13 protein-coding genes and 2 pseudogenes are annotated in these 17,242 nt (G+C 70.8%); 10 read left to right on the forward strand and 5 right to left on the reverse strand.

Annotated elements, in window-relative coordinates; translation table 11 throughout:
• Positions 1–3: 3 nt before the first annotated feature.
• Both HNR67_RS29565 and HNR67_RS46755 read right to left on the reverse strand, forming a co-directional pair.
• On the reverse strand, positions 4–600 hold the full coding sequence (locus tag HNR67_RS29565) for a cadmium resistance transporter (RefSeq protein ID WP_185005457.1): 597 nt from the start codon (positions 598–600) through the stop codon (positions 4–6).
• A 31-nt stretch (positions 601–631) separates the two neighbouring features.
• Positions 632–1,393, reverse strand: a pseudogene (locus HNR67_RS46755) (hypothetical protein).
• A gap of 169 nt (positions 1,394–1,562) precedes the next feature.
• Between HNR67_RS46755 and HNR67_RS29575 the strand changes: the two are divergent.
• From HNR67_RS29575 to HNR67_RS29590, 4 genes are all read left to right on the forward strand, one after another.
• Positions 1,563–3,188 (forward strand): hypothetical protein, encoded by a 1,626-nt coding sequence (locus tag HNR67_RS29575; RefSeq protein ID WP_185005458.1) that lies wholly within the window; start codon positions 1,563–1,565, stop codon positions 3,186–3,188.
• A 19-nt stretch (positions 3,189–3,207) separates the two neighbouring features.
• The gene (locus HNR67_RS29580) at positions 3,208–3,807 is read left to right on the forward strand and encodes a maleylpyruvate isomerase N-terminal domain-containing protein (RefSeq protein WP_185005459.1); all 600 of its coding nucleotides are present in this window, start codon (positions 3,208–3,210) and stop codon (positions 3,805–3,807) included.
• A 305-nt stretch (positions 3,808–4,112) separates the two neighbouring features.
• Positions 4,113–4,601 (forward strand): hypothetical protein, encoded by a 489-nt coding sequence (locus HNR67_RS29585; RefSeq protein WP_185005460.1) that lies wholly within the window; start codon positions 4,113–4,115, stop codon positions 4,599–4,601.
• Positions 4,602–4,891: 290 nt separating this feature from the next.
• Positions 4,892–5,590 carry an NPP1 family protein gene (locus HNR67_RS29590; RefSeq protein WP_246493636.1) on the forward strand — a complete coding sequence of 233 codons (699 nt, stop codon included), beginning with the start codon at positions 4,892–4,894 and terminating at the stop codon, positions 5,588–5,590.
• Between the two features lie 69 nt (positions 5,591–5,659).
• Here the strand turns inward: HNR67_RS29590 and HNR67_RS29595 are convergent, their stop codons facing one another.
• Positions 5,660–6,772 carry a serine hydrolase domain-containing protein gene (locus HNR67_RS29595; protein WP_185005462.1) on the reverse strand — a complete coding sequence of 371 codons (1,113 nt, stop codon included), beginning with the start codon at positions 6,770–6,772 and terminating at the stop codon, positions 5,660–5,662.
• Between the two features lie 218 nt (positions 6,773–6,990).
• Here HNR67_RS29595 and HNR67_RS29600 point away from each other — a divergent pair, with 218 nt between their 5' ends.
• Positions 6,991–7,434: a ricin-type beta-trefoil lectin domain protein gene (locus HNR67_RS29600; protein ID WP_185005463.1), complete on the forward strand. Its 444-nt coding sequence runs from the start codon at positions 6,991–6,993 to the stop codon at positions 7,432–7,434.
• Positions 7,435–7,491: 57 nt separating this feature from the next.
• Here HNR67_RS29600 and HNR67_RS29605 read toward each other — a convergent pair whose 3' ends face one another.
• Entirely contained in the window at positions 7,492–11,040 is a 3,549-nt protein-coding gene (locus HNR67_RS29605) for an nSTAND1 domain-containing NTPase (protein ID WP_185005464.1), read from the reverse strand.
• Between the two features lie 118 nt (positions 11,041–11,158).
• Positions 11,159–11,383 (reverse strand): hypothetical protein, encoded by a 225-nt coding sequence (locus HNR67_RS29610; RefSeq protein WP_185005465.1) that lies wholly within the window; start codon positions 11,381–11,383, stop codon positions 11,159–11,161.
• Between the two features lie 251 nt (positions 11,384–11,634).
• On the opposite strand from HNR67_RS29610, the gene HNR67_RS29615 reads away from it, so the two are divergent.
• The 5 genes and pseudogenes from HNR67_RS29615 to HNR67_RS46420 all read left to right on the forward strand — a co-directional run bounded on the left by HNR67_RS29615 (position 11,635) and on the right by HNR67_RS46420 (position 17,242).
• Entirely contained in the window at positions 11,635–12,522 is an 888-nt protein-coding gene (locus tag HNR67_RS29615; protein WP_185005466.1) for a glycosyltransferase family 2 protein, read from the forward strand.
• Positions 12,519–13,445, forward strand: a complete 927-nt coding sequence (locus HNR67_RS29620; protein WP_246492624.1) for a Gfo/Idh/MocA family protein — start codon at positions 12,519–12,521, stop codon at positions 13,443–13,445. Before HNR67_RS29615 ends, HNR67_RS29620 begins: the two co-directional genes overlap by 4 nt.
• A 43-nt stretch (positions 13,446–13,488) precedes the next feature.
• Positions 13,489–13,857, forward strand: coding sequence for an S-adenosylmethionine decarboxylase family protein (locus HNR67_RS29625; RefSeq protein WP_185005468.1), 369 nt, complete (start codon positions 13,489–13,491; stop codon positions 13,855–13,857).
• Positions 13,858–14,116: 259 nt separating this feature from the next.
• Positions 14,117–15,223: pseudogene (locus HNR67_RS46760) on the forward strand (BTAD domain-containing putative transcriptional regulator); the annotation flags it as partial.
• Positions 15,224–15,316: 93 nt separating this feature from the next.
• Positions 15,317–17,242, forward strand: a complete 1,926-nt coding sequence (locus tag HNR67_RS46420) for an ATP-binding protein (RefSeq protein ID WP_312988306.1) — start codon at positions 15,317–15,319, stop codon at positions 17,240–17,242.

Raw genomic sequence — 17,242 nt, forward strand, 5'->3', positions numbered from 1 at the left:
GACTCAGAGCCCGAACGCACCGCCCTCGACCAGGATCAGCAGCCCAATCCCGATCAGCACCACCGGCAACACCACATGCCCCCACCGAGCCAGGGCCCTGGCGATCAACGGCCGGGTGGCGAAGTACCGCCCCAGCACACACCACACCCCGACCAGAAGGAGGAAGACGACCGTGTAGACAATCAGCCCGGTGGTCCCGGCGCCGGCGAACACCGGCACGTACACGCCGATGTTGTCCCCACCATTGGCGAAGGTGACCGCGGCGACCGCCACTACCGTGGGCCCCCCTCCCGGCACCTCCGGTTCATCGTCCGCCCCACCGGACCGGCGTTCCCGCCACGCCTGCCAGCCCGCGCGCAGCCCCAGCAACAACGGCAACAGCCCGAGGTAGGGAATCACCGGCGCTGGCAACAACCCAGCCCCCAGGGCGCCAACGATCGAGGCGGCCAGGATCCCCACGAAGCCCAGGTACTGACCGGCGACCACCCGCAGCACCGCACCCCGGCCACCGGCGGCCTGACCGAAGAACAGGGCGAGCAGCACGATGTCGTCCACATTGGTCACCACGAACATGACCACCGCCTGCCCGAGCAACCCCATCCCCCGCCCTCCCAGAGCGTGTCCGCAACAGTCAGATGAGGAGTATGAACAACTCGATCATGGCACGGCAGGACAGGGCGATCTTGTCGTGGCAGGTGGCGATGGTCCAGAACTGCTTCAGCCGGTTGAAGCAGCACTCAACCACGTTGCGCCGCCGATAGATCACCGACTCGGATACCGGCAGTCTGCCACCGGATCGGCCGTGGCGGTGCCGATTGGCCTGCTGATCGCGGCGCTTGGGGACGGTGACTGCGATCCGGCCTCGCCGCGGGTAGGCCCGGATCCCCGGGGCGAGTGGCCCTTGTCCGCGAGCACCCACACCGGGCGACTCACCGGCCGGACAGGGCCGGTGTGGCGGGAACCACCGACAGTGGGCGGCCGTGACCGTCACAGACCAGGTGGCTCTTGGTACTCAGTCCGCCCAGGTACCGTCCGAGGGCATGATCATCTGGTTCGGTGTGCCCGTCGCGGGGTTGCCGGGCCCCCAGGGAGGCGGTGCCGGTGTGGCGGGCTCCGGCGGCGTGCTGGTGGGCGTGCACGATGCTGGAGTCCACCGAGACTTCACGGTCGAGTTCGTCGATGGCTTCGGCCACGACCTGGACCTGGGCGACCAGGGCGGTCAGAGTGCCGTTGCGGGACCAGTGCCAGAACCGGTCGCAGGCGGTTTTCCAGGGACCGCAACGCCAGGGCAGATCCCGACCCTGGTTCCGGCGGCGGGCGGCAACGGCTGGACCACCTGCCACTGCTCATCGGTCAGCTCCTGCCCGCGCACCACAACCGAAGACCAAACCAGACCACCCCACCCCCCGGTGAGGACCCGTCCTCCGAGCCCGCCCGAACCGATCTTTAGTGGGAGGTAAGCGATTGTCCATCGCGTCTCAGTAGCTTCCGGTGCTGGGGGAAGGTCCTTGCACGGCCACCCGCAGTCCGCACGTCAGACCCGGTAGCCGTTGGGATGAATAGTGTCTTCGCCGCACCTTGAGCGCGCCCTGGAACAGGATCGCGCGCTCGCACGGGAAATCGCCACCCTGGAGATCGCCTTCACTGGCCGCGCCGCGCGGTTGCGGTGGCTGGCGCCGGTGCTGGAGGTCGTTGTCGCGTTGCTCGCGCTGACGATCCTGCTGGCCTGGAGCGGCACCGTCGATGTTGATCCGCTGGACCGGCTCGGCCAGGTCAGCGGCCTGGCCGGGCTGCAGATCCGGTTCGCGGTGCTGGGTCTGGCGGTCATCGCCGGGCTGGTGCTGGCCGCCCGGCTGCGCACTGGCACCGAACTGGCCGGGCGGCTCACCGCGGCGGCCGTCGCCGGGCTCGCCGGTGGCCTGGTCGGCGGCGGGGTGCTGGTCGGTCTGCGCGGCACGGCCTGGGCGCTCAACGCCAACCACGGCGACTCCGGGGTGCTGATCCGCTGGGCCGAGGGCCTGCTCCGCGGCGAGGTCATGCCGAGCAACTACCCGCCGCTGTCGGTCTACGCCCTCGCGGGCTGGACCTGGCTGACCGGTGAACCGGCCGGGTTCGCCTTGCAGGACGTGCAGATCATCGGCGTCTCACTGTTCGCGCCGCTGGCCTACCTGGCTTGGCGGCTGGTGCTGCGGCCCGGCTGGGCGCTCGGGATCGGTGTGGTCTCCACGCTGCCGCTGATCGACCCGTACAAGCCCTACGCCAACCTGGTGCTGGTGGTCTTCCTGCCGGTGCTGATCCGGTTCCTGCGCACCCTGCGCCGGGCCGACCGGGCGAGCTACCGCGGGCTACTACTCGGCGGCGCGGCCTTCGGGATCGGCTTCGGGGTGCTGTTCCTGACCTACTCCGGCTGGTACGTCTGGTCCGCCCCTGGCGCGGTGCTCACCCTGCTGCTGCTCTTCCCGTGGAAAACGGCCCCCGGCAAGGGACTGGCGTTCGTCGGCGCCACCCTCGTCACGTTCGTCCTGGTCAGCCTGCGTCACCTGGACGGCCTGCTGAGCGGCGCCGGCACTACCAAGGACCAGTACTTCTACTTCGACGTGCTCACCGACCCGGCCTACTTCGCGATGTGGCTGGGCGACAAACCGGGCCGGATCACCAGCTGGCCGCCGGCCGGCGAACTCGGCGGCGTCGGCCTGTTCACCATCGTGCTGATCACCGGCCTGGCCCTGGCGCTGGCATTGGGCCTGCGCCGCACCGCGGTGCTCACCGTGGTCGCCTGCCTGACCGGAACCTGGTTGCTGCGCTTCTACTTCGCCAGCCGGATGTACGCCGAGAACGCCGTCCAGCTCTACCCGCGCACGGTCGCCGAGATCCTGTACTGCCTGCTGGTGCTCACCGGCTACGCGGTCTTCCTGGCCGTGGAACGCTTCGGCGTGCCGCGACCGCGATTCGTGCTGCCGGCCAGGGTCGGTCTGCTGGCGGCCATGCTGTTGCTGCTCGGCTCGGCCGGCTCGGCCATCGCGGACCGGCACCTGCCGCGCAACGACAACTCGGCCGGATCGCTGGCCTGGGTGTCGCAGGTGAACCGGATGCCGGACGGGAGCTGCTCGCGGTACGTGCCGGACAACGCCTGCGTCACCGACGCGGAGAAGCTGTTCGAGGTGAAGATCCCGCCACGGCAACGCTGATCGGGCAGACTGCCCGACCATGCCCGCCGACGATCTGGACACGGTCACCACACATGTGGTGGCCGTACTCGCCCCCGCCACCGACCGCGACTGGTCCGCAGTGCCCGGCACCGGGGACTGGACCGCCCGGCACACCGCCGAACACCTCGGCGACTGCCTGCTTTCCTATGCGGCCCAACTGGTTGCCCGGCCCGCGGACCGCTACGTCCGGTTCGAGGCGTGCGCGGACAAGGACGCCACCGCCGCCGAACTGCTGGAGTTCGCGATGACCGGCAGCCGGTTGCTGGCCGCCGCCGTGCGCACCACGCCACCGGCGACCCGGGCCTACCACCCGACCGGACTGGCCGATCCGGCCGGATTCGCCGGGATGGGCTGCGTGGAGATGCTGGTGCACGGGCACGATCTGGCCACCGGACTCGGGCTGGCACTGGATCCACCGCGGGCGGTGTGCAAACGGGTGCTGACCCGGATGTTCCCGCACACCACGGCGCAACTCACCGGGCTGGACCCGTGGCGGGTGCTGCTGTGGGCTACCGACCGGGGCAGCCTGCCCGACCAGCCGAAACAGGCCGGCTGGCGGTGGCGGGGCGCGCCGCCGGAGCAGCCGGGCACGGGCTGAGGGGGCGTTGGGCCGGATGGAGTCACTTGGCTGCGCTCCCCGTTTCCAACGTTGTAAACCGGGCAGGCAAGCACATCGACTTTGGGGGGAAGCCCATGCGCCCTGCGGTAATGACCCGCGCCGTCAGCCCTGGCCGCACCGAACCCGCCGCCCTGCACCTGGCAGGCCGACCCGCTCACCGCCCCACCCGGGGTGAACTCGCGGGACCTGCTGCTGATGACCACCGACAGGGCCGCACAGCGGGGACATGCAGCTGGTCCGCTGGTGGGACCTACCGGCAGCTCATCCCGCCCGCCGGAGTCAAGGTGGGTGACGCGGTGGCCATCAACAACCGCGGTGACATGCTCGCCTCCGGCGGCGGTGGCTGGATCCTGTGGCCGGGCAACGGTTCCGCGCCGATCACCCACACCAACCCGCAGTACGGCGCGACCCGGCCGATCGACCTCGACGAGGACGGCACCGTGCTGATGGCCGTGCGCCGGATCAGCAACGGCAAGGTGCTCGGGCAGAACCCCTCCGGCGACTTCAACAGCTGGGTATGGGACACCCACTCCGGCCAGGTCACGCCGCTGACCCCCAGGGGCAGCGTCGACCTGATCAACCAGCAGGGCCTGCTCGCCGGGAGGAACGCCGAATCCGGTTTCCGGCCCGCCCTGTGGCAGGGCACCACCCTGCTCACCAATCTGCCGGACGCCCCCGGCGGCACCCCCTGGACAGTGCAGGTGCTCGGCGACGACAACACCATCGCCGGCGCCTCGGGGCCGGATCGGAAGTACCGCTGGAGCTGCCGCTGAGCACGGACCGGGGGCACCGGGCGCGCAAGCCTGATCGGCCCACCGCCCGGTGAACGTCAGTTGATCAGTCCGGGAACCTTCGAGTGGCCGGGCGGTGACCGCCGCCCGGCCCTTGACGGACCGGCGGGTGCGCACTGAACCATGGTCAACGACAACAGCCGCCGCCCCCACCGGTCCGGGAGGTCCCCATGCAGCACAACGCTGTGCCATTGGCCGAGCGCGGGAGGAAACGGCGGTTCGGGCGATTGTCCTTCGCCCTCAATGCAATCGTTGGTGCCGCCGCGGTGGCGATGCTGCTGCCCGGTGCGGCGCACGCCGAGCCGCCGCGGGCGCTGCCGGGCAGCGCGCCGGCGGAGGACCTGCGCTGGCAGCCTGCCTTCGACTACGACGGGGACGGCTGTTACTCCAGTCCCGCGATCGGTCCGGACGGCACGCTCAACCCTGGTCTCAAGCCCACCGGCGCGCTCAACGGCAACTGCCGGGACCTCTCCGACCTGAACAACACCAACTCCTACTCCCGCGCCCGCTGCAACAACGGCTGGTGCGCCTACATGTACGACCTGTACTTCGAGAAGGACCAGGCGCTGGCCGGGATCGAGAGCGGGCACCGGCACGACATCGAGCACGTGGTGATCTGGGTGCAGAACGGCTCGGCGCAGCACGTCTCCACCTCCGCGCACGGCAAATACACCACCAAGCCCTCCTCGCAGGTCGCCTGGGAGGGCACGCACGCGAAGATCGTCTACCACAAGGACGGGATCAGCACGCACTGCTTCCGGCACGCCAGCGCCACCGAACCGCCGGAGAACCACAAGGGCGCCTGGCAGTACCCGACCCTGGTCGGCTGGGACAACTACCCGGCCGGGATCCGGGATCGCCTGGTGCAGGCCAACTTCGGCAGCGCCGGGTTCGGGCTGAAGGACAGCGCGTTCGGCTGGGAGCTGGAGAAGGCCAAGCCTGCGGGCATCCCGTTCAACCCGCACGGCTGATCACCTGACCGGGCCGTCGCTCTCCGCCGGGGGCGGCGACCCAGTCAGGCGCACTGCTCGATCAGTGGGTCAGGCCGGGCAGAGCACGGCCTCGGCTGCCTTGATCATCGCGGTGATGACCTCGCCGTCGTCGGCGGTGCTCCTGGTGGCGGCGACGGCCAGCTGCCGCCTGCCGTCGGTCGAGGTGAGGGTGACCGCGCTGTAGCCGGGCGCGGTGCCGCCGAAGATCCGCAGGTCGTCCCCGCACTGACCCGAGCCCTGCCGCGCGAGCCCCTGGGGCCCACCGGTGAGGACCTCCTGCAGCGCGGACGGCAGCAGCCTGCCCTGGTAGAAGGCCCGGTAGAAGGCGCTGATGTCCCTGGTGGTCGAGATGACGCCACCCGCGCCGTAGCCCCAGCTGGCGTTGAAGCGGTCCACATCGCGTGGTGCGCCGGTGGAATCCGGGTAGTAGCCGTGTCCGTGCGGGCCCTTGATGCCCTCCGGCGGCTTGGCCGCGAGGTAGGTCTGGGACATGCCGAGCGGCTGGAAGAGCCGCCGGTCGAGTTCGCGGGCCAGGGACCGGCCGGTCACCTTCTCCACGATCATGCCGATCAGGGTGTAGCCGGTGTTGGAGTAGGTGAACTTCTCCCCCGGTGCGCCGGTGCGCGGCAGTCCTCGCGTCATCTTCACGATGTCCAGCGGCCGGTGGTGGGTGGTGAAGTCGAAGACGTCGAAGGCCGGTTCGGTCGAGCCCGCCCTGGAGTACCAGTCGGGTACGCCGGAGGTGTGCTGGATCAGCTGCCGCACGGTGATCTCCTCGGCCCGTTCGACCAGCCCGTCCACCGCCACCTCGGGCAGCACGGCGGCCAGCTTGTCCGCCAACCCGATCCGGCCCTCCTCCACCAGCTTGAGCAGCGTGGTGGCCGCCATGGTCTTGGTCTGCGAACCGATGCGGAAGCGGGCCTCCGCCGGGATCAGGCCGCCTTCGCCGTTGAGCAGCCGCGATCCGGCGCTGCCCCGGCCAGCCGGCCTGCCGTCCAGGTACGCGCCGCCGATCACACCCACCGCGCCGGGTGTCGCGGCCACCTTCGCCATGGCCTGCTGGACGTCGCCGATCGCGGTGGCGCCCGCGGGCGACGCGGTGGTCAGCAGGAGCGCTGCCGCGGTCACCGCGGCAACGGAGATGTGTTTCAGGACAACCACTCCTTCAGAGTGTGGACAGTGATCCGGCGGGCGCACCCGCCGTCGACCCGTCAACTCTCCGGCGGCCGTGTCCGGGTTTTGTCCTTGCCGCGTAATGGTTCTGTCACGGGGCAGGCCGTTCGGGCGGTCTGCCGGGCAGCCCTTCGGTCCGGCGCTGCCGGTGCCGTGATCTTGCTGCCAGGATCCGGTCCAGGTATCCACGCACGAAGGAGAACAGCATGCGGGCACGCAGCCGCGTACTGGGGATCGCACTGGCCCTGGTGGCACTGACCAGCACACCCACCGCTGCGGCAGGGCCTGCGGTGGACGGGACCATGATCAAGGCGGGCGGGCTCGGGCCGTGCCTGACCCAGGTCGACGACGGGCTGAAGCTCCTGCCCTGCCTGCCCGTCTTCGCCAGCTCGGCCAGGTGGGTGCGCGGCAGCGGGTCCACGATCGTCAACACCCGCACCGGTGACTGCCTGGAGATCAACAACAACCCGGTGCGGGCCCTGCGCTGCAAGCCGTGGAACTTCATCGGCCAGACCTGGGATCCCCGGCCGGACGGGCGGATCCTGTACCGCGGCAGCAACTTCTGCCTGACCGCCAACCACGATGCCAGGGTCGCGGACTCCACGCAGTGCAACGGGTCATCCCAGCAGAACTGGGTGTTCCGCTTCTGAACCTGACCCAAGGGCCCTGGCGGGCGGATGCACGCCAGGGCCCTTGGGAAATCCCGATCAGGCCGGGCAGGGCGGCTCGTACTCCAGCCCTGGGAAGTACCGCTCCCACACCTCCGGACTGATCCGCGGGTAGGCCACCTGGCAGATCTTGGCCGCCACCCGGTCCGGATCGGCGTCCCACTGCCGCACCGCGCGGTCGTTGCCACCGGTGACCACCTGGGCGCCGTCCGGGCTGAAGATCACCCCGGGCACCGGCCCGTTGTGCCCGGCCAGCCGGGCCTGCTCGACCGGGGCGCGCGGATCGCTGAGATCCCACACCCGCACCACACCGTCCTCCCCTGCCCCCGCCAGCCGCTTGCCGTCCGGGGCGAAGATCAACCGGTACAGCAGCGGTTGCCCCGGCAGCACGGCCAGGTCGCCGCTCTGGTCCAGCAGCCGCACGGTGCGGTCATCGTGGTGGTACAGCGCCAGGATCCGGCCGTCCGGACTGAACGTGCCGGCGGCCGCCGACTTGTCACCGGCCGGGCGGGGCAGTTCGGTCGGCCGGCCGGGGTCGGTGATCTGCCACTGCCGGGGCGGGCTGGACCTGGCCCAGACGGTCAGCATCCGGTCGTCCGGGCTGAAGGCGGCCAGCAGGTTGCCGGTGGTGGAGTTGCCCAGCCGGGACAGCTCCCGGCGCTGCGCGAGATCCCACAGCGTCACCCAGTAGTGCCCGGCCGTGGCCAGCAGTTTGCCGTCCCGGCTGAACGCGATGCTGCCGACCTCGCCGGCGCCCACCGCGATCGGCGGCAGCGGCCGGATGGCGGCCGGGTCGCGGACATCCCACAGCCACACCGAACCGTCCTCGCTGCCTGCGGCCAGCAGGGTCCCGTCCGGGCTGAAGGCCACCGCGCGCACGAAGGCCGCCGGGCCGGTCAGCACGGCCAGCGGACGCGGCCTGCGGGCGTCCCACACCCGGACCGTGCGGTCCCAGCTGCCGGAGGCCAGCAGGTCGCCGGCCGGGTTGAACACGACCGAGGTGACCACGTCCTCATGCCCGGTCAGCGGCAGTTCCCGCAGGTCCTGCACCCAGTCCGGGGTGGCCACGGTGTTGCCGTCGGGACTGAAGGCCACCGCGTAGGTGCCGCCGGGCAGTGTGCTCACCCGGCGGGGCGCACTCGGATCGGCCACCTCCCACAGGATGGTGTTGCCGCCGGTGCTGGCCAGCCTGCGGCCGTCCGGGCTGAAGGCCACCGACCACACGATGGACTGGTGCGCGTTGACCGTGGCCAGTCCGCGCAGATCGGCCGTGCGCCACAGCCGGACGGTGTGGTCCCAGCTGGCGGTGGCCAGGGTGGCGCCGTCCGGGCTGAACGCGATGGTGCGCAGGGAGGCGGTGTGCGCGGTGAGCACGCCGCGCAGCCGGGGCTCGCCGCCGCCCAGCTCCCAGATCCGCGCGGTGGTGTCGCCGGAGGTGGCCAGCAGGCGGCCGTCCTGGCTGAAGGCGATCGAGGTGACCCCGGAGAGGTGGCCGGGCAGCCGGTGTCTCTCCCTTGGCTGCACCGGATCGCTGATGTCCCACAGCGTGGTGCCGCCCTTGAGGTCACCGGTGGCCGCGGTCCGGCCGTCAGGGCTGAAGGCGACCCAGGTGATCTCACCGCGCAGGATGGTCACCGGCCGGGGCCCACGCGGTTCGGTGATGTCCCACAGCCGCATGCTGCTCGCGTCCGCCACGCCCAGCAGCTTCCCGCCGGGGTGGAAGGCCACCGCGCGGGCCTGTTCGGCCAGCGGCAGCTGCGCGAGTTCGACCGGCCGCCGCGGGTTCCCGATGTCCCACAGCCTGGCGGTGTGGTCCCAGCTCGCGGTGGCCGCCAGCGAGCCTGCCGGGGCGAAGGCCATGGTGACCACATCGCTGCCGTGACCGGTGAACCGGCCGCGGAAGGGCTGGCTGAACGCGGCCAGCAGCGCGTCGCGGGTGTCCGGGCCGGGTGATCGCCGGTAGGCGGCCAGCCGCAGCTGCACGGCCAGCGCGGGATCGGACTCCTGCAGGGAGACCGCGGTGGCGATGGTGCCGCGGGAGAGCGCGAGATCGCGTTGTTCGGCCATCGTCCGCTGGGACTGGGTGGCCACCACGGTGGCGCTGGCGGCCAGTACCAGCAGCACCGCGAGCAGGGCGACCAGCCTGCGCCGGGTGCGGGCGCGGCGCAGTCCGGCGGCGGCGCTGTTGCGCAGGAAGTCCCGTTCGCCGCCGGTCAGCTCGCTGTCGTGCTCGGCGGCCCACTGCTCGGCCAGGGTGAGGCGGGCGCCGGAGTACAGCGCGCCCGCGTCGTGGCCGAGGCTGCTCCACTCCTGGGTGGCCTGGGTGAGCTGGCGGTGCAGCCGCAGGCCCTCCCGGTCCGCCGCGATCCAGTCGCCCAGCCGTGGCCAGGCCCGCAGCAGTGCCTCGTGGGTGATCTCCACGGTGTCCCGGTCCAGCACCAGCAGCCGGGCCTCGGCCAGGGTCTCGATCGCGGCCTGGGCCGGTTTCTCCTCACCGGAGAGCAGTTCGTCGAAGCGGACCCGGCGGCGGGCCGGCTCATCGCGTTCGTCGATGCGCACCAGCCGCAGCAGCACCCGCCGGGCCGCCTCCTGGGCCTCCGGGCCGAGCTGTTCGTAGGCGCGTTCGGCCGCGGCGGCCACCGCGCCGTCGATGCCACCGGTGACCTGGTACCCGGCCACCGTCATCGCCTCGGCGGTGCGCTGCTGCCAGGTGCCCATCAGCGCGTAGGACAGCAGTGGCAGCGCGCCGGGGTCGTAGCCCGCGGCCGGATCCTCGCCGACCACGCCGAGATCGCGCAGCAGCAGTTCGACCAGCCCTGGTTCCACGGCGAGGCCGGTGCGCTCGGCGGGTCCGGTGATGGCCTCGACGAGTTCCCGCCTGCACATCGCGCCCACGGTGAACTGGTTGTGCCGCACCGCGGCCAGCAGGCACGGGTTGGCCAGGCAGGCGCCGAAGAAGTCCGCGCGCACGCCGAGCACGACCAGGGTGTCCGCCTTGGCCGCCGCGCACAGCGCGTCGATGAACTCCCGGCGCTCGGCCGGGTCCTCGCAGAGGGTGAAGACCTCCTCGAACTGGTCCACCACCAGCACCCCGCCCGGCGCAGGCAGCACGCTCATCGGCCGGGCGGTCGGCGTGATCACCTGGACCGGTCCGGCCTCCGGCAGCGCGCCCCGGTCCAGCGCTGGCACCAGTCCGGCCCGCAGCAGTGAGGACTTGCCCGCGCCGGAGACGCCGAAGACGACCAGCGGCAGCCCGGCGGTCCTGGAGTCGGCCAGCCTGCCCAGCAGGGCCGCGGTGGCCCGGTCCCGGCCGAAGAACCAGCCTGCGTCGGCGGCCTCGAAGGCGGCCAGCCCCTGGTAGGGGCAGCGCTGCCCGTCCTCAAGGGCCAGTCCGGTCAGCTCGCCAGCCGCGTCCAGGGCCTTGTCCAGCCTGCGGGCCAGGCCTGGGTTGACCGGTTTGCGGCCGTTCTCGACGTTGCTCAGGTAGCCCTTGCTGTAGTGCACCAGGTTCGCCACCTGGGCCAGCGAGAGCCCCCGGTCGGTGCGCAGCCTGCGCAGCCCGGCGCCGAAGCCCGTCGCCTCCGTCACCCTGTTCCTCCTGATCAACTCACGTATCCCGGGCGAGCGTAAGCGGGTATACGGGTGACCCGGGCTCCCTATCGGGCAGATCACCGAACGTAGTTCGGGTGAACTTCGCGGCGAGGTGTCAGCGGGAGGTCTCCGGAGTGCTACCGCGCGGGGCGGTCGCCGGGGCCTGCCGGGACGGCGCCCGCGGCGGGCCCAGGACCAGCAGCCGGAGGTCGGTGGCCGGGGCGGCGGCGGGTGGGATCGCCGCGGGGTCGGCCGGGAACGGGGCCAGGTCGGGTTCGGCGTCCACCGGCGGCAGCTCCGCGAGGTGGTCGCACTCCGTCGCGCCGGACGGCAAGTGCATTCCGGTCCCCTTCCCGCCAATCGCGCATCCTAGCGTTTTCCGGCAGGTGAATCCGGCGGCGAACTCGTTTTAATTCGGTCGGAGCAATGACCCCTCAAGTTACCCAGTGATACCAAGGGACAGTAGTGGACCCGGCTGTGCTGCGCTACATTGGGTGGAATGCCGAATGCCACCGAGTCGGCCCCGTGTATTCGCGACCGAATGGCGCGAGCGAAGACGCACGCGTTCTCCACGGAAAGAAGGGCGGCGCGATGATCAGCGTCGTCATCCCGACCAGGGACCGCACCACCCGGCTGTACCTGACCCTGTCCGCCCTGCTCGCGCAGACGCTGGACCGGGCCGGGTTCGAGGTGGTGCTGGTCGACGACTCCCCCACCCCCGGCGCGGTCGAGGCGGTGCTCGCCGCCCTGCCCGCCGGACTGCCGCTGCGCCGCACGGCCACCGGCGGCCGGGGCGTGGCCGCCGCCCGCAACGCCGGCGCCGCACTGGCCACTGGCGACCTGCTGCTCTTCCTCGACGACGACACCCTGGCCGCGCCGGACCTGTTGCGCCGACACGTGATCGCGCACGGCCCGGCCACCGTGGCGCACGGCCGCATCACCGACCTGACCGCGTTCCTGTTCACCCCCGACCCGCCCCGGCTCAGCGAAACACTGACCGGCGCCCGCGGCCGCACCCTGGGTCCGGCGGATCTGCCCGCCCTGGCCCAGCGGTACCGGCGGCTGGGCCCGCAGCGCTCGTTCATCGAGGGCGTGGCCCAGGCGGTGGCCGGGATTCCCGCGTACCACGAACTGCGCTGGCTGGCCTGTGTCGGCACCAGCACGAGCATGCCCAGGGAGTTGTTCAATCGCATGGGCGGATTCGACGAGGGATTCGGCGCGTTGTGGGGCGGTGAGGACCTGGAGCTGGGCCTGCGCCTGGCACTGGCCGGGGCGGAGTTCCGGCTGATCGGCTCCTTCGCCTGTCACCTGCCCCAGGCCCGGCACCACACCGCGACCGACCTCGGCCTGTTCTGGACCCTGGTGGCGCAGCGGCACGGCCGCCCCCGGCTGGTCAGGGTCGGCGACTTCCTGCGCGGCCGGATCAGTCTGGACCAGCTCGCCGCCGAACTCGCCCCCGCCCGGCAGGCCACGCCATGACCCGGGTCGCGATCATCGGCTGCGGCCGGGTGGCCCAGCGCTACCACCTGCCCTTCCTGGACTCCCGCCCCGACCTGGAACTGGTCGGAGCCTGCGACCGCAACCCGGCCCGCACCGCCGAACTCTTCGCCAACGAGCCCGGGGTGTGGATGGGCGGCTCGGTGCACGAGGTGCTGGCCAGGACGCGACCGGACGTGCTCGCGGTCTGCACCCCGAACAACGAGCACGTGGCCCCGGCGCTGGCCGCGCTCGAGGCCGGGGTGGCGGTGCTGTGCCAGAAGCCGCTGGCCGCCGACATCGACCAGGCCCGCCAGTTCGCCGCCCGGACCACCGGCGGACCGCTTTTCGGCGTCAACCTGCCGTATCGCTTCCATGAGTTGCTGCCCGCGTTCACCGCGGCGGTGCGTGCCAGTGAGATCACCAGCATCGAGTTCGGGATGGGCAACCCCGGGGATCGGTTGTGGCAGGCGTTCACGCCCTGGTATCGGGATCCGGTGTTGGCTGGGGGTGGGGCGCTGCTGGATCTGGGGGTGCATGCGCTGGATGTGCTGGTCGCGGTGTTCGGGTTGCCCGCGGTGCGTTCGTGCGCGGTGTCCGGGGGTGAGGTTGAGGAGCAGGCTGAGCTGGGGCTGAGCTTTGACGGGGTGCCCGCGTTGGTGCGCCTGGATCGGGCGGCGCGGACGGTCACGATGGCGATTACCGCGCACACGACGGAGGGTGCGCATGTGCTCGATTTCCGGCGTGGGGAGCTGCGGCTGGCAGATGGCACGGTGACGGTGGCATCGGCCCGGCCCGAGTTGGCGGCGCTGACGGCTTTTTACAACGCGCTCAACGGCATTGAACCCGGTGCGGCGGTCCCGGCGGCTGATGCGCTGGCTCTGCAGGAACTCGTCGTCACGGGCTATCGCTTGGCCGGCGCTTAGCTTCTTCCTGCGGGGTGGGCGGAACGGTCCTAGCCTGGGCGGTATGGGTGAGCCGGGTGCAGAGGTCCAGGTAGACGAGCTGTGTTCGTATGCGGTGGATGTGTGGGTGCGTGATCCGGGGATCCTGGTTGACGAGCCGGTGTTGTTGGATTTGTTGCGGACGGCGGCTGTGGCGGGGAATGCGACCATCCTTGGGGAGACGGGGCATGTGTTTCCCAATGGGGCGGTTACGGCGGTGTTGGTGTTGTCGCAGTCGCACTTGAGTATTCATACTTGGCCGGAGTTCAGGTTGGCCAATATTGATCTGCTGGCTTATGGGCGGATCAATGCCGAGTTGATGCTGGAGAAGATTGAGCAGGGGTTGAATCCTACTCGGATCAATGTTTCTCGGTTGCTGCGTGCGATTCGCTGATCTTGCTTTTTCAGGTGAAGGTCAAGATCAAGGGCGTCCTCGCCGGACGGGCAGAAATCAAAGGATGGGGGGAAAGTCAAAGGCACAGAGCAGTGCTCGTACGGTCCCCCATCCCCGTCAGCCCTCCGATACCAAACCACATCCTGGGCGCGCGGACCCCTGCGGTTGGGAGGCTAGGGCGGCGGCGGGTTGCGGGTCCGCGCGCCCAGGATGCGGTGTGTCCTCTCCAGGCTGACGGGGATGGGGAACCGCTCGGGAGATGTTTGAAAAGCCACCCCGGCTGCTTGTCCTCGGGCTCCGCCCGGTCGCGGCGTGTGGGAACCGCCTAGCCGCAGCGTTCCCGGGCTTCGCCCGCCTGCCCCCAACGCTCCCCGCCCCGGGCTTCGCCCGCCCACTCCCCGCCACCCACTCCGGGCTCCGCCCGCCAGCCTGCCGACAACGGCCAACACACCGTCCACAACGGCCAACACCCTGTACCAGAACGGCCAACACGCCGGCTGGGGTTTCAAGCTCTCCGCGTGTTGGCCGTTCTTGTACGCCGTGTTGGCCGTTCTTGTACCGCGTGTTGGCCGTTCTTGTACGGCGGGTTGGCTGTGGGGGCGGTTGGGTGGGCAGGCTTTTGGTCGGGTGGTGGGGGGTCGTTTGGGTGGGTGCCAGACTCCGGGGGGTGTTGGAATTTCGGGTGTTGGGGCCGGTGGAGGTGTGGGCCGGGGGCGAGGTGGTGCCGGTTCGGGCGGCGGGGCGGCGGGCGGTGTTGGCTGCGTTGTTGTTGGCGGCCAATGAGGTGGTGTCGGTTGGGCGGTTGGTGGAGGCGGTGTGGGGTGGGGTGGCGCCTGCTTCGGCGGTGGCCAATCTGCGTAGTCATGTCGCTGGGTTGCGGCGGTTGTTGGGGGCTGGGCGGATTTTGACTCGGCCGGGGGGTTATCTGCTGGTGGTTGGGGCGGGGGAATTGGATCTGGCTGTGTTCGGCGAGCTGGTTGAGCGGGGGCGGGCTGCGGGGCGGCTTGGGCAGGGTGGGGTGGCTGTGGCGCTGTTGGGTGCGGCGTTGGAGTTGTGGCGGGGGGAGGCTTTGGCGAATGTGGGCTTGCCGGAGGTTGAGGTCGCGCGGCTGAACGAGGTTCGGCTGGGTGTGCTGGAGGAGTGGTTGGGGGCTCGGCTGGGTGAGGGCGAGCAGGCGGGGGTGGTTGGTGAGTTGGCTGGGTTGGCGGCTTTGTATCCGTTGCGGGAATCGTTGTGGGGCTTGTTGATGCTCGCGCGGTATCGGATGGGCAACCAGGCTGAGGCGTTGGCTGACTTTGAGCGGGTTCGGGGGCGGTTGGCGGCGGAGTTGGGGGTGGATCCGGGGGCTGGGTTGTGGGAGTTGCGGCAGCGGATTCTGGTGGCCGATCCGGGGTTGGGTGGGGTTGTCGCGGGGTTGCGGCGGGATCTTCCTGGTGATCTGGCTGATTTCACTGGGCGGGTGGGCGAGGTGGAGTCGTTGCTGGCGGGGTTGGCGCGGGATGGGGGTACCGCGGTGGTGATCTCGGCTATTGACGGCATGGGTGGGATTGGCAAGACCACGCTCGCGTTGCGGTTGGCGCATCGGCTCGCGGCGGAGTATCCGGATGGGCAGTTGTTCCTGGATCTGGGTGGGCATACGCCGGGGCAACTGCCGCTGGAACCGGGGGTCGCGCTGGGCCGGTTGTTGCGGGCGGCGGGAGTGGCGGCGGAGCAGGTGCCGGTGGATGCTGGGGAGCGAGCCGCGTTGTGGCGGGCGGTGCTGGCTCGGCGGCGGGTGGTTTTGGTGCTGGACAACGCTTTGGACAGTGCGCAGGTGCGGCCGTTGTTGCCGGGGACTCCGGGGGCGTTGGTGTTGATCACCAGCAGGCGAGGGTTGACGGGGGTGGACGGGGCCACGCTGCTGACGCTGGATGTGTTGCCGCCCGGAGATGCGATTGCCTTGCTGGGGCGGATTGTTGGGCGGGATCGGGTGGTTCGGGAGCCGGTGGCTTCGGCTGAACTTGTCGCGCTGTGCGGGTTTCTGCCACTGGCGATCCGGATCGCGGGTAACCGGTTGCGGCGGCGTACTCGCTGGCGGGTGGCGGATCTGGTGGAGCGGCTGCGGGACGAGTGTGGGCGGCTGGCGGAGTTGGCCAGTGAGGATCGGGCGGTTGAAGCCGTGTTCGCGTTGTCCTATCAGCATTTGCGGGCGCCGGCGCGGGCGCTGTTCCGGCGGCTTGGGCTGTATCCGGGGGTGGATCTGGAGGTGGGGGCGGCGGCCGCGCTGAGTGGGGCTTCCGGGGCGGAGACGTTGGTGTTGCTGGAAGAACTGGTTGATCATCAGCTGCTTCAGCAACCGGAGGTGGGGCGGTATCGGTTTCACGACCTGGTGCGGGCCTATGCGGCGAAGCTGGCCGGTGGGGAGCCTCGGTCGGCGTTGACCCGGTTGTTCGACCACCAGTCGCGGATGGCGGTCGCGGCCACTGATCTGGTCGGACCGGCGGAGAAGCATGGCAGGCCGGGGCTGCCCAGTCCGGCCGAACCGGGCTTCGCCGACCAGGCCGCGGCGCTGTCCTGGCTGGCACAAGAGCGGGTGAATCTGGTGTGTGGTGCGGGATTCGCGGCTCGGTTTGGTTGGCCGCGACATGTGCGGGATCTGTCGACCACGCTGGCGCGCTACCTCAACTCCCGGGCCGAGCACGAGGACGCGCTCACCCTGCACAACCACGCCCTGGACGTCGCCACCGGCATGGACCGCGGGCACGCCTGGCACGACCTGGGGCGGGTGCGCTGGCGGCTGGGGCACTACCGGGAGGCCGCCGAGCTGCTGGACTGCGCGCTGGCCATCGCGCAGGAGATGGATGATCGGGTCGGGCAGTGCCGGGCGCTGGTCGGACTGGGCTACAACCATTGGCGCACCGGCGAACTGGCCGCGGCGGAAGATCACCTGACCCGGGCACTGGCACTGGCCGGGGAGACCGGGGACGAGCTGAGCCGTTGTCACGCCGAGCACGGGCTGGGTTACACCTGCTGGAGCCAGGGGCGGCACGTGCAGGCGCTGGACTGGCAGCATCGGGCGCTGGCCAGTTCCCGGCGGTGTGGCGAGGCCATTGTCGAGGCGCACGCCCAGTACGGGATCGGCCTGGCGCAGTGCCGGCTGGGTAGCCACGAACAAGCCAGCGAACACTTCCGGCAGGCCCTGGCCAGCGCCCCGCTGATCGGCGACCGGGTGCTGGAGGCCAGGGCACGCAACGGACTCGGCGAGGCCGCCCTGGCCGCCGGTCGACCGGCCGAGGCACTCCGCCACCACCAGCGCGCGCTGGTGGTGGCGGAGCAGATCGCTGATCACCTGGAGCGGCCGCGCGCGGAGTTCGGGCTCGGCCAGGCCAGTCGCGCGCTCGTCTGA

The sequence above is a fragment of the Crossiella cryophila genome (assembly GCF_014204915.1).
GTDB classification, from domain to species: Bacteria; Actinomycetota; Actinomycetes; order Mycobacteriales; family Pseudonocardiaceae; genus Crossiella; species Crossiella cryophila.

Excerpts from the sequence above, each read along its gene's own strand:
- HNR67_RS29565 (WP_185005457.1), bottom strand. The coding sequence starts at position 600 with ATGGGGTTGCTCGGGCAGGCGGTGGTCATGTTCGTGGTGACCAATGTG.
- HNR67_RS29580 (WP_185005459.1), top strand. The coding sequence starts at position 3,208 with ATGCCCGCCGACGATCTGGACACGGTCACCACACATGTGGTGGCCGTA.
- HNR67_RS29590 (WP_246493636.1), top strand. The coding sequence starts at position 4,892 with ATGCTGCTGCCCGGTGCGGCGCACGCCGAGCCGCCGCGGGCGCTGCCG.
- HNR67_RS29600 (WP_185005463.1), top strand. The coding sequence starts at position 6,991 with ATGCGGGCACGCAGCCGCGTACTGGGGATCGCACTGGCCCTGGTGGCA.
- HNR67_RS29610 (WP_185005465.1), bottom strand. The coding sequence starts at position 11,383 with ATGCACTTGCCGTCCGGCGCGACGGAGTGCGACCACCTCGCGGAGCTG.
- HNR67_RS29615 (WP_185005466.1), top strand. The coding sequence starts at position 11,635 with ATGATCAGCGTCGTCATCCCGACCAGGGACCGCACCACCCGGCTGTAC.
- HNR67_RS29620 (WP_246492624.1), top strand. The coding sequence starts at position 12,519 with ATGACCCGGGTCGCGATCATCGGCTGCGGCCGGGTGGCCCAGCGCTAC.
- HNR67_RS29625 (WP_185005468.1), top strand. The coding sequence starts at position 13,489 with ATGGGTGAGCCGGGTGCAGAGGTCCAGGTAGACGAGCTGTGTTCGTAT.